General features: G+C 68.7%; 12 protein-coding genes and 1 tRNA gene. 8 read left to right on the top strand and 5 right to left on the bottom strand.

What is annotated here, in order from left to right; genetic code table 11:
- The first annotated feature begins 5 nt into the window (after positions 1-5).
- The 4 genes from ASF51_RS06130 to mnhG are packed head-to-tail and all read left to right on the top strand — an operon-like array spanning position 6 to position 2933.
- Entirely contained in the window at positions 6-1571 is a 1566-nt protein-coding gene (locus ASF51_RS06130) for a Na+/H+ antiporter subunit D (RefSeq protein ID WP_055928008.1), read from the top strand.
- A gap of 5 nt (positions 1572-1576) precedes the next feature.
- Complete coding sequence (locus ASF51_RS06125; protein ID WP_082479685.1) at positions 1577-2218, top strand: Na+/H+ antiporter subunit E; 642 nt, start codon at positions 1577-1579, stop codon at positions 2216-2218.
- Entirely contained in the window at positions 2215-2550 is a 336-nt protein-coding gene (locus tag ASF51_RS06120; RefSeq protein ID WP_082479583.1) for a monovalent cation/H+ antiporter complex subunit F, read from the top strand. The genes ASF51_RS06125 and ASF51_RS06120 overlap by 4 nt, the downstream gene beginning before the upstream one ends.
- The gene (gene mnhG, locus ASF51_RS06115; protein WP_055926552.1) at positions 2547-2933 is read left to right on the top strand and encodes a monovalent cation/H(+) antiporter subunit G; all 387 of its coding nucleotides are present in this window, start codon (positions 2547-2549) and stop codon (positions 2931-2933) included. The genes ASF51_RS06120 and mnhG overlap by 4 nt, the downstream gene beginning before the upstream one ends.
- Before the next feature lie 100 nt (positions 2934-3033).
- On the opposite strand, the gene dcd is transcribed toward mnhG, so the two are convergent.
- On the bottom strand, positions 3034-3621 hold the full coding sequence (dcd, locus tag ASF51_RS06110; RefSeq protein WP_055928005.1) for a dCTP deaminase: 588 nt from the start codon (positions 3619-3621) through the stop codon (positions 3034-3036).
- Positions 3622-3702: 81 nt separating this feature from the next.
- Between dcd and ASF51_RS06105 the strand changes: the two genes are divergently transcribed.
- Together ASF51_RS06105 and ASF51_RS06100 are read left to right on the top strand one after the other, a co-directional pair.
- Entirely contained in the window at positions 3703-5079 is a 1377-nt protein-coding gene (locus ASF51_RS06105; protein WP_055926551.1) for an RDD family protein, read from the top strand.
- Positions 5080-5144: 65 nt separating this feature from the next.
- Positions 5145-5215, top strand: a tRNA-Gly gene (locus ASF51_RS06100).
- A 65-nt stretch (positions 5216-5280) separates the two neighbouring features.
- Here ASF51_RS06100 and ASF51_RS06095 read toward each other — a convergent pair.
- Entirely contained in the window at positions 5281-5598 is a 318-nt protein-coding gene (locus tag ASF51_RS06095; RefSeq protein ID WP_369797290.1) for a GlsB/YeaQ/YmgE family stress response membrane protein, read from the bottom strand.
- An 89-nt stretch (positions 5599-5687) separates the two neighbouring features.
- Between ASF51_RS06095 and ASF51_RS06090 the strand changes: the two genes are divergently transcribed.
- Entirely contained in the window at positions 5688-6356 is a 669-nt protein-coding gene (locus tag ASF51_RS06090; RefSeq protein WP_055926546.1) for a response regulator transcription factor, read from the top strand.
- 1 nt (position 6357) lies between these two features.
- Here ASF51_RS06090 and budA read toward each other — a convergent pair whose 3' ends face one another.
- Positions 6358-7131: an acetolactate decarboxylase gene (gene budA / locus ASF51_RS06085; protein ID WP_055926544.1), complete on the bottom strand. Its 774-nt coding sequence runs from the start codon at positions 7129-7131 to the stop codon at positions 6358-6360.
- Here budA and ASF51_RS06080 point away from each other — a divergent pair.
- Positions 7130-7531, top strand: a complete 402-nt coding sequence (locus tag ASF51_RS06080) for a PPOX class F420-dependent oxidoreductase (RefSeq protein ID WP_055926542.1) — start codon at positions 7130-7132, stop codon at positions 7529-7531. The genes budA and ASF51_RS06080 overlap by 2 nt on opposite strands.
- 4 nt (positions 7532-7535) lie before the next feature.
- On the opposite strand, the gene ASF51_RS06075 is transcribed toward ASF51_RS06080, so the two are convergent.
- Together ASF51_RS06075 and ASF51_RS06070 are read right to left on the bottom strand one after the other, a co-directional pair.
- A complete protein-coding gene (locus tag ASF51_RS06075) occupies positions 7536-9308 on the bottom strand; it encodes a beta-galactosidase (protein WP_055926540.1) in 1773 nt (590 codons plus the stop codon).
- Positions 9301-10866 carry an alpha-N-arabinofuranosidase gene (locus tag ASF51_RS06070; protein WP_055926538.1) on the bottom strand — a complete coding sequence of 522 codons (1566 nt, stop codon included), beginning with the start codon at positions 10864-10866 and terminating at the stop codon, positions 9301-9303. The genes ASF51_RS06075 and ASF51_RS06070 overlap by 8 nt, the downstream gene beginning before the upstream one ends.
- Between the last annotated feature and the right edge of the window lie 5 nt (positions 10867-10871).

Below are 10871 nucleotides of genomic sequence, written 5' to 3'. Positions count from 1 at the left end.
CGCTGATGAACTCCCTCATCCCCCTCGTCGTGCTGCTGCCCCTCATCGGTGCTGCGGGCGCCCTCGTGGCGGGCCGCCGTCCGCGACTGCAGGTCACGTTCTCCATCACGGTGCTGTCGCTCGTCGTGCTCACGAGTGCCGCCCTCGTCTACCTCACCGACCAGACCGGCGGCCACGCCGTGACGGTCGGCGGGTGGTCGGCGCCCTTCGGCATCGTGCTGGTGGTCGACAGGCTCTCGGCGCTGATGCTGCTGATCTCGTCGATCGTGCTGCTGTGCGTTCTCGTGTTCTCGGTCGGCCAGGGCATGGCCGACGGCGACCGCGAGACGCCCGTGTCGATCTACCACCCGAGCTACCTGATCCTGGCTGCCGGGGTCTTCAACGCCTTCGTCGCGGGCGACCTGTTCAACCTCTATGTAAGCTTCGAGATCCTGCTCGTGGCGAGCTATGTGCTGCTCACCCTCGGCGGAACCCAGGCGCGCATCAAGGCCGGCATCACGTACATCATCGTGAGCCTCGTGTCGTCGATGCTCTTCCTGGCGTCGATCGCCATGATCTACGGCGCCACTGGAACCGTGAACATCGCCCAGCTGTCGGTGCGCCTCGGCGAGCTGCCCGCCGACATCCAGCTCGTGCTGCAGATCATGCTGCTGGTGGCGTTCGGAATCAAGGCGGCCGTCTTCCCCCTCTCGTTCTGGCTGCCCGACTCCTACCCCACGGCCCCGGCGCCGGTCACGGCGGTGTTCGCGGGCCTGCTCACCAAGGTCGGCGTCTACGCGATCATCCGCACCGAGACCATCCTGTTCCCGGGCAACACCCTGCAGACCGTGCTGCTCGTCGTCGCGCTGCTCACCCTGGTGATCGGCATCCTGGGTGCCGTCGCGCAATCCGACATCAAGCGGATGCTGTCGTTCACGCTGGTCAGCCACATCGGTTACATGATCTTCGGCATCGCGATCGGAACGGTGGCCGGTCTCGGCGCCACGATCTACTACGTGATCCACCACATCACGGTGCAGACCACGCTGTTCCTCGCGACGGGACTCGTCGAGCGACAGGGCGGAACCACCGCGCTCAACAGACTCGGCGGACTGCTCAAGGCCTCGCCCGTGATCGCGGTGCTGTTCTTCGTTCCCGCGCTCAACCTCGGAGGCATCCCGCCGTTCTCGGGCTTCATCGGCAAGCTGGGCCTGTTCGAGGCCGGAGCGCAGACGCCGTCGCCGCTCATCTGGGTGCTCATCGGCGCCGGAGCGCTCACCTCGCTGCTCACTCTCTACGCGCTCATGCGCGCGTGGAGCCTCGCGTTCTGGCGCCCCAAGCGCGAGGCGCACGAAGAGGAGTCGCCGGCGCTCGACCGCATCGAAGAGGCGCCCGACGAGTCGGCCGACGTTCAGGAGACCAAGGCGTCGCCGCGCATCATGATCGGTGCCACCGTGGCCATGGTCACCGTGAGTCTGGCCCTCACCGTCTTCGCCGGGCCCCTGTACTCCATGGCCACCCGCGCGGCCCAGAACCTCGAGCAGCCCGCAGACTACATCTCGCTCGTCTTCCCCAACGGAGGCGTCTCGTGAGCCGCATGAAGGGGTCGATCTGGCGCCAGGTGCCGCTGCTCGTCTGGCTCGTGGTGCTCTGGCTCTTCCTCTGGGACCAGGTGTCGGTGCTCAGCATCGTCACGGGACTGGTGCTCGCCCTGCTCGTGACCCGGGTCTTCTACCTGCCGCCCGTCGAGCTGCCCGACCGGGTGAACCCGCTCGGCGTGCTCCTGTTCCTGGCGAGATTCGTCTTCGATCTCGTTCGAGCGTCGTTCCAGGTGGCGTGGATGGCGATCGACCCGCGACGCGTGCCGACGAGCTCCATCATCGCCGTGCAGCTGTCGACGAAGTCCGACCTCAGCCTCACTCTCACCGCCCTGGCCGTATCGCTGGTTCCCGGCTCGCTGATCGTCGAGGCCGACCGGCAGGACGACATCCTGTACCTGCACGCGCTGGGAACCGAGACCCCGGAGGACGTCGAGCAGGTTCGCGCTGGCGTCGTCGCGGTCGAGGAGCGCATCGTGCGCGCCATCGGATCGCGCGACGACGTGCGCCGCGTCAACATGTCGCGAGCCGAGCGGTCGCTTCCTCCGCTCATCACCGGGCGACGGCAGAGCGCCTGGGAGTCGCGGCATCCGATCGTTCCCGCCGAGCAGTACACACCAGAAGGGGGATACCCGGAATGAACATCGTCGTCTACGTGGCCGGAGCCCTCTTCGCGGTCGCCGCGCTCTTCGCCGTCGTGCGCATCTGGCGCGGACCCTCCATCCTCGACCGCATGGTGGCCGCAGACATGCTGCTCTCGACCCTCATCTGCGTTCTGGGGGCGGAGATGGTCTACAACCATCACACGCGCACCCTTCCCGTCGCCCTCGTGCTCGCCATGTTCGCCTTCGTCGGCTCGGTCAGCGTGGCCAGGTTCGCGACGAAGCAGAAGGAGGCCGAGGCGAAGCAGGCAGATAGAGGCACCTCTCCCCTCGATCCGTCGCTCGACGAGCTGGCAGGGGGCGAGAAATGACCGCCGACGCCTGGTTCGAGGTCGCCTCCGCTGTCTGTCTGCTCATCGGCGCGCTGCTCAGCCTCGCGGCCGGCATCGGGCTCCTGCGTTTTCCCGACGCCCTCTCGCGCATGCACGCGGCGACGAAGCCGCAGATCGCGGGGCTGGCGTTCATCCTGCTCGCCATCGCGCTCGAGCAGCGCAACTGGGCCACGGTCTCCACGCTGTTCCTGGTGATGCTCTTCCAGATGCTCACGGCCCCGGTCGCCGTGCACATGATCGGCCGTGCCGCCTACCGCACACGCCACCTGCGCCGCGAGCTGCTGCTCACCGACGAACTCGCCGACGTGGTCGACCGCGCCAGCCAGGACCTGGCGACGGACCCGGCCGCCCGCCCGGAGTAGCCGGCCCGCCCGCGCGCATCCGCCCTGTCTGTTACCGAGGGCGACGGATGTGCCCGGGCGACCGGTAACATCCGTCGCGCAGGGCAACACCCGCCAGTGGTCAGTCGGCCTGGGAGACGTCTGTTCTGTGGAAGTTGAGGTGCGAGCGCGAGGCCGTGGGGCCGCGCTGGCCCTGATAGCGGGAGCCGTACTCCGTTGAACCGTAGGGCTTCTCGGCAGGGCTCGACAGGCGGAAGAAGCAGAGCTGGCCGATCTTCATGCCCGGCCAGAGCTTGATCGGCAGCGTCGCCACGTTCGACAGCTCGAGGGTGACGTGGCCGGAGAAGCCGGGGTCGATGAATCCGGCGGTGGAGTGGGTCAGCAGGCCGAGTCGGCCCAGCGAGCTCTTGCCCTCGAGCCGCGCGGCGATGTCGTCGGGCAGGGTGACGAGCTCGAATGTCGACCCCAGCACGAACTCCCCCGGGTGCAGGATGAACGGCTCGTCGGGCTTGGCCTCGATGAGCCGCGTGAGTTCGGGCTGATCCTCGGCGGGGTCGATGAAGGGGTACTTGTGGTTGTCGAACAGCCTGAAGAAGCGGTCGAGGCGCACGTCGATGCTCGAGGGCTGGATCAGCTCGGGCTGGTAGGGATCGAGGCCGATGCGGCCCTCGTCGAGTTCGGCTTTGATGTCACGATCGGATAGCAGCACGGCCATAGCCTAGCCAAGTGGCGGGCCTGGCCACATGCGTAGTCCTGCAGGGCGGATCGGGCCTCGCACTAGGGTGGTCGGATGGACGCCTCCGACCCGTTCGCCCGGGCTCTCTCCGCCCCCTCGACTCTTCCGTCGGAGCTCGCCGGACTCGACGCCGACCCCCTCTGGGCGGCCCTGCTCACGAGCGTGCAGAACGTGGTGCTCGGAGAGATCCGCCGCGGCCGCCACCCCGAGCTCGCCGACGAGACGCAGCGCTCGTCGTGGCCGGCGCTCCTCGACCGGCTCGGCCACGACGCGCGCGTGCGCATCGGGCGCGAGATCGTCGACGAGCTCACGGTGGGCACGGTCGACGAGCTCTGGGTGTCGGCGATGCGCGTGACGGGCCAGGATCGCGGCGTGGCTGGTGTCGGCCGTATGGCTGGTGTCGGCGGCGTGGCCGGGGTCGATCCGGATGCGCTGGGCCGGCAGGCCGTGACCAGCGCCGACCCCGGGGTGCAGGAGCGCATCGTCGACCTGCTCGAACTGCTCGGCGAGGTCGTCGACGCCCAGCTCTCCGATCGCTTCGGGGTACTCGCCGACGAGTCGCGCGCCGGAGCGGTCGAGTTCTCGCTGTCGGATGCGGGGCCCGCGCCGGCGCCGGTGTCGGAGCCCGCGCTGCCGACTCGATCCGAGCAGCGACCGGCTGCACCGCAGGCCTCGCCCTTCGTCGCGCCTGCTCCCGTGGCTCCCGCCGATGCGGGGCTCGTCGCGTCTCTGCCCCCGGCGCTGGCGCAGCCGCCCGCCCGACCGGCGGCCCTGCCGGTGTTCGACTGGGAACCCGGCCCCGGGCATCCGGTCGCCGCACGATCTGAGAGCGCAGCAGCGGCCCAGCCCACGGCCCCGCAGATCGCCGCGCCCCAGACTCCTCCGGAGCACACCGTCGCGCGGCAGCCCGAGATGCCCCCGGGTGATCCGGGATGGCGGCCCCTGCCGACGACGCCGACGACGCGCACGCCGGCATCGTTCGGAAAGCGCGCGGCGGCCTTCCTGATCGATCGGGCCATCACCACCCTCATCGTGACCGCGGCCGCGCTGCTCTTCGTGTGGCCGGCAGCGGCGTACGCATCGGCGACACCTCGTCCCGACGCGGGCACGCTCGTCGTCGCTCTGGCCCTCGTGGGCGTGGTCGCGGTGAGCCTCGGCTGGTTCCTCGTCGTCGCCTGGCTCGTCGGAACGCGCGGCGCCTCCCCCGGCAAGCGGATCATGCGCATCGAGGTGGTCGGATTCTCGTCGCCCGGACCGATCGGCTTCGGGCGGGCGCTGCTGCGCGGGCTGATCCTCGCCGCCTTCACGATCGGCAGCATCGTGACCGCCTGGCTGCCCTACGCATCCGTCTTCTGGGACTCGTCGAAGCAGCTGCGCGGCTGGCACGACAAGGCCGTCGACGACATCGTGGTCGAACTCGCGAGCCTCTGACGCATCGCGACTCCGCGCCGATCGTCGGTTAGGCTATGGATGCCTGCGGCACGAATGCAGGCCACGCGGATGTAGTTCAATGGTAGAACTTCAGCTTCCCAAGCTGATAGCGCGGGTTCGATTCCCGTCATCCGCTCTCACACACAACAGAAGCCCGTCCGACCAGAGGTCAGACGGGCTTCTGTCGTCATGAAGCACTTGCTAGCGGCGGGCAGTGCTGCGGCCGCGCACCTGGATCCAGATGATGAGCACGATGATCGCGCCGATGATCGATCCGATGATGCCGGCGGGCTGGAAGAAGCCCTCCTGGGCGTCGGCGCCGAAGATCAGGAAGCCGAGGAATCCGCCGACGAAGGAGCCGACGACGCCCAGCACGATGGTCATGCCGATCGACAGGTTCTGCTTGCCGGGCACGACGAGGCGGGCGATGGCGCCGGCGATGATGCCGACGACGAGGATGCTGATGATGAGTCCGAGCATGATGATGACCTCTTCAGGTGAAGTGCGTTGTGAATGCACGGTTTCGCCGTCCGGGTGTCGAACGGTGTACCCAATCAATCACCTTCGCAGGCTGGGAAATACACCCCTAGGGGTGTAAGTTCTACCCCATGGCAGCCACGAGCACGCGACCCCTCACCGTCGCCCTCGTCGACGACTACGACGTGGTGCTGGTCGGGCTCGCCCACATGTTCGACTCCTACTCCGACCGCGTGGTCGTCGCCGAGATCGACGCCACGACAGAGCTCAGCGACACTGTCGACATCGTCATGTACGACTCGTTCGCCCAGCCCGAGTCCGACCACGACGAGATCAGTGCCCTCGTCGCGAGCCCCCGGGCGGGCAAGGTCGTGATGTACACCTGGAACTTCCACCCCGATCTCGTCGAAGGCGCGCAGCAGCAGGGTGTGCACGGGTACCTGTCGAAGACGCTTCCCGCCCGCGAGCTCGTGGCGTCGCTCGAGCGCATCCATGCCGGCGAGATGGTGATCAGCGACCCTCCCCGTCGCGCGAGCCCGGCATCCGGCCTCGACTGGCCCGGGCGGAACGAGGGCATCACCGACCGCGAGTCCGAGATCCTCGCGCTCATCACCCAGGGCAAGAGCAACGCCGAGGTCGCGCAGCTCACCTACCTCAGCCCCAACACGGTGAAGAGCTACATCCGCAGCATCTACCGCAAGATCGGGGCATCCAGCCGCACGCAGGCGGTGCTCTGGGGCGTCGACCACGGCTTCACCCCCGACAAGCACCGCATCGACCACTGGCGGGGCGGGCCCTGACCTAGTGTGACGGCCTGCTGTTCTCCGCGTTGCGCACCTGGTCGTCCAGGTCTGCCGGGTCGAGGTCGGCCTCTCCGAAGCTCTCGTTGAGCGGCAGGCGCAGCTGCAGGTCGGTGCCCTTGCAGATGTCGACGCGCCCGTGCTCGAGCACGAAGTCGAGCACGTGCCCGCCCGCCGTGAACTCGTCGTCGATGAAGTGCACGTGCCCGCCGGGAACGCCGATGCCGCGTTCGTACAGGGGTGTGCGGAAGCCCGCGACGGTGCCGTCGACCCCCTCGAAGGTCACGATGGCCTCGTCCTTAACCGCCTCGCGCATCGGCGGATACGGCTTCTGCTGCTTCCTCACCGTGCGCGTCGTGACCGACTCGAAGCGCCCGCGCACCCGCACGGCGAACAGGTAGTTCTGCGAGTCCTCGCGCGCGATGATCTGCGCCACCACGTCGGCGCGCGACATGCGTGACGTCACGTCGAATCCGACTGTCGGTTCGAACGGCGTCACCACGGCGAACGGCGTGCGGTCGTCGAGGGATGCACGCTCCGCCGTCCCGTCTGCGCGCAGCCGGTGGCACACGCCGTCGAGAACGAGCATCTCGCCGTCGAGAGCGTTGAACGTTCCGAGTCCGAAGTCGCCGTGCTCGAGCAGCTCCGCCACGGTCAGATCGCCGTCGTAGACGCCATCGAGGAGGGCGCTCATGAGGCTGGTCTGAAAGACGGTTCGGCGTCGGCTGTCCACCCGTCCAGTATGCGTCAGCACCTGCCGTAGCCTGTCGATCATGAGCAATTCAGCAGCCTTGACCGACGAGGGCCAGCAGTTCGTGACCGAGCGGCACCTCGCGATCCTGTCGACCATCTCGCCGAGCGGCCGCATCCACTCGGTGCCCGTGGGCTTCACGTTCGCCGACGGTGTGCTGCGCATCATCACGGGCGACGGCACGCAGAAGGTGCGCAACATCGAGCGCGCCGGGCACGCCACCGTCAGCCAGGTCGACGGAATCCGCTGGCTCACCCTGTCGGGTCCCGCACGCATCGAGCGCGAGCCCGATGCGGTTGCGGATGCCGTGGCCCGGTATGCGGTCCGTTACCGCCAGCCGCGGGTCAACCCCCAACGCGTCGTGATCAGGGTCGACGTCGACGACCTGCTCTCCTCGAGCGGCCTGCGGGCGACGTCGGACTGAGACTTCAGAAGTCGGTGTGCCCCAGCGACGGGCCCGACACGAAGCGCACGACCGCCTTCTGCGCTCCGTGCAGCTCGAACAGCACCAGCTCGTTGGCGCCGTCGATGACAAGGGGACCGGGCACGTACAGCGTGGTGGCCGGGCCGCGGCTCCAGTACCGTCCGAGGTTGAACCCGTTGACCCAGGCCTGGCCCTTGCCCCAGCCTTCCGTGCTGAGGAACAGGTCGCGGCCCGCCTCGGCCTCGAACCGCCCCCGCAGGAAGGACGGACCGGCGACCGCCCGCTCGGCGGGCACTGCCGAGTAGACGCCGGATGCCTGCCCCGAGGTGACCCCGGTGAAGTCCAGCTCGGTGACGGCCCAGTCGTCGTGCTCGACCCCGTCGAGGCGAACCCCGCCGATCAGGCCCTTGTGCTCGCCGATGCGCGGGCCGTAGTTCACGCGCCCCTGGTCCTCCACGAGGATGTCGAGCGTCGCGCCTCCTTCGAACACGGCGGGGAGACCGAGGGCGGTGTCGTGGTGGTCGCGCTGCAGCACTCCCACGGCGGCGGCGCCGACGAAGACCTGCGCCCTGTCCCTCACCTCGTCGACCGTCAGCACGCGTGGGCCGCCCGCCTCGATCCGGCTGCGGTAGAACGCGAAGCCCCGGAACTGGCCCTGCTGGTCCATGGTCGGAAGACCGCCGACCGTGACGGCCTCGCCCAACGCGCCCAGGGCATCCGACAGCGCCGCGCGCTCGCCGAGCGCGACCTCGATCTCGGGCGCGGGCACGGCCTCGGCCGGCGTCTCGTCTGGAACCGGGGCGTAGCGCGCGATGACGTCGCGGAACGCCCAGTACTTGGGACCGGGGTCGCCCGACTCCGTGAGCGGGGCGTCGTAGTCGTACGACGTGACGGTCGGCTGATAGACGCCCTTGTCGTTGGCGCCGTTCGTGAAGCCGAAGTTCGTGCCGCCGTGGAACATGTAGATGTTCACCGAGGCGCCGGCGGCCAGGAGCGCGTCGAGCTCCCGCGCCGACTCCGCCGCGTCGGTCACGTGGTGGTGTGCGCCCCAGTGGTCGAACCAGCCGTCCCAGAACTCGGCGCACATGAGCGGGCCGGTCTTCTGGTGCGCTCTCAGGGTGGCGAGCCGTTCGGCGGCCCGCGATCCGAACGAGCCCGTCTTGTGCAGTTCGGGCAGGCTGCCGTCGTCGAGCATCTGGTCGGTGGGCTGGTCGATGGTGGTGAAGTCGACCGTGATGCCGCCCGCACGGGTGAGCTCGATCAGCGCGCGCAGATAGTCCTTGTCGGAGCCGTACGCCCCGTACTCGTTCTCGATCTGCATCAGGATCACGGGACCACCCCTGTCGATCTGGCGCGACGCGACGATCGGCAGCAGTGCGGCGAAGTAGTCGGCGACGGCGCGCATGTACACCGGCTCGTTGCGGCGCACCCCCACGGCCGGATCGCTGAACAGCCAGCCGGGGAACCCTCCGTTGTCCCACTCGGCGCAGATGAACGGCCCGGGTCGCACGATGGCGTACATGCCCTCCGCGGCCACCAGGTCGAGGAAGCGTCCGAGATCGAGGCCGCCCTCGGTGTCGAAGCGGCCGGGCTCGGGCGAATGCTCGTTCCACGCCACGTAGGTCTCGATGGTGTTGAGCCCCATGAGCTTCGCCTTGTGGATGCGATCGGCCCAGTGATCGGGGTGCACCCGGAAATAGTGCAGGGCCCCCGAGAGGATGCGGAAGGGCTGCCCGTCGAGCAGGAAATCGGTGTCGCCGATGCGGAAGTCAGACATTGTCGGTCCCAGGTGTCGTGATGGTCGAGGTGGTTCGGGGAGTCGCCAGGCGCACGATCGACCACGACAGGGCCGGCAGCACGGCCCTCGCGGCGCCGTCGTCGACCGTGACGATTCCGAGGTCGAGCGGCAGCACGGCATCCGGTTCGCTCTGGCTGTTGCTCGAGTGCCGGCTGCCGCCGTCGGGCACGCCGAGCGTGCGCTGGTGCAGAACGGATGCGACGGGTGCGCCCTCGACATCGACCGCGACCTCGAGGGCCTCGGTCGTGGAGCGGTTCACCAGGAGGAGCGTCGTCTCGTCGCCGTCGGCCAGGGCGACGGCGTCGAGCAGCGGCACGGCCCCGTAGCCGGCCGTGCTCTGCTCGTCGGCCTCGACCGTGGAGCGCACGACGGAGCCCTGGGCGAAGCGCGCCGTCAGGGCGAAGGGGTGGAATGTGGTCTGCCGCCACGCGGGGCCATCGGGCTCGGAGCGGATCGGGGCGATGACGTTCACCAGCTGGGCGAGGTTCGCCATGCTCACCACATCGGAGTTGCGGAGAAGCGACATCAGCAGCGACCCCACGACGACCGCGTCGGTCACGGTGTACTCGTCTTCGATGATGCGCGGGTGCTCGTTCCACCCGCCGGCGAAGAGCGGCGGCTTGTCGATCTCGTTGAAACGCGTCTGGTTCCAGACGTTCCACTCGTCGACGCTGATGCCGATCGTGCGGTCGGAGCCGTGGGCGTCGAGGGTCTCGCGGATGATGTCGGCGACGCGGCGGATGTAGCGGTCGAGGCCGACCCCGGAGGCGAGGAAGCTGTCGACGTCACCGTTCGTCTCCTCGTAGTAGGCGTGCAGCGAGATGTGGTCGAACACGTCGATGCCGTGCTCGAGCACCGTCTTCTCCCACGTGCCGAAGGTGGGCATGTCGGCGTTGGAGCTTCCGGCGGCCACGAGCTCGATGCCGGGATCGATCCATTTCATGACCCTGCCGGTCTCGGCGGCGAGCCGGCCGTATTCATCCGCCGTCTTGTGACCGATCTGCCAGGGGCCGTCCATCTCGTTGCCGAGGCACCACAGGGTGATGCCGAAGGGCTCGTCGCGGCCGTTGGCTCGGCGCTGCTCGGAGAGGGCGGTGTTCTCGGGGTGATTGCTGTATTCGAGCAGCGAGGCGGCGTCTTCGATTCCGCGCGTGCCCAGGTTGACCGCGTTCATGACCTCGACGCCGGCCGTCTCGGCCCAGTCGGCGAACTCGTGCAGGCCCACCTCGTTGGTCTCGATGCTGTGCCAGGCGACCTCGAGGCGGGTGGGGCGCTCGGCCACCGGCCCGACGCTGTCCTCCCAGCGGAAGCCCGACACGAAGTTGCCGCCGGGGTACCGGATGACGGTGGCCCCGAGCTCCTGCACCAGTTCGAGCACGTCGCGACGGAATCCCCGCTCATCGGCCGTGGCGTGGCCCGGCTCGTAGATGCCCGTGTAGACGGCGCGGCCCATGTGCTCGACGAAGGAGCCGAACAGGCGCGGCGACACCGGGGCGATGATGTCGGACGGGGTGACGGTGAGGCGGGCGTGGGCCACGAAGG

Origin of the sequence: Agreia sp. Leaf283 (assembly GCF_001422485.1) — a bacterium.
Taxonomy (GTDB): Bacteria; Actinomycetota; Actinomycetes; order Actinomycetales; family Microbacteriaceae; genus Agreia.
Note: the sequence above shows the minus strand (reverse complement) of the source record. Positions and strands in the feature narration are given on the sequence as shown.

What these genes read in the sequence shown, in the direction of transcription:
- budA (WP_055926544.1), bottom strand. Translation starts at nt 7,131, where the DNA reads ATGATCGACAGGCTACGGCAGGTGCTGACGCATACTGGACGGGTGGAC.
- ASF51_RS06080 (WP_055926542.1), top strand. Translation starts at nt 7,130, where the DNA reads ATGAGCAATTCAGCAGCCTTGACCGACGAGGGCCAGCAGTTCGTGACC.
- ASF51_RS06130 (WP_055928008.1), top strand. Translation starts at nt 6, where the DNA reads ATGAACTCCCTCATCCCCCTCGTCGTGCTGCTGCCCCTCATCGGTGCT.
- ASF51_RS06120 (WP_082479583.1), top strand. Translation starts at nt 2,215, where the DNA reads ATGAACATCGTCGTCTACGTGGCCGGAGCCCTCTTCGCGGTCGCCGCG.
- ASF51_RS06090 (WP_055926546.1), top strand. Translation starts at nt 5,688, where the DNA reads ATGGCAGCCACGAGCACGCGACCCCTCACCGTCGCCCTCGTCGACGAC.
- ASF51_RS06075 (WP_055926540.1), bottom strand. Translation starts at nt 9,308, where the DNA reads ATGTCTGACTTCCGCATCGGCGACACCGATTTCCTGCTCGACGGGCAG.
- ASF51_RS06105 (WP_055926551.1), top strand. Translation starts at nt 3,703, where the DNA reads ATGGACGCCTCCGACCCGTTCGCCCGGGCTCTCTCCGCCCCCTCGACT.
- ASF51_RS06125 (WP_082479685.1), top strand. Translation starts at nt 1,577, where the DNA reads ATGAAGGGGTCGATCTGGCGCCAGGTGCCGCTGCTCGTCTGGCTCGTG.
- mnhG (WP_055926552.1), top strand. Translation starts at nt 2,547, where the DNA reads ATGACCGCCGACGCCTGGTTCGAGGTCGCCTCCGCTGTCTGTCTGCTC.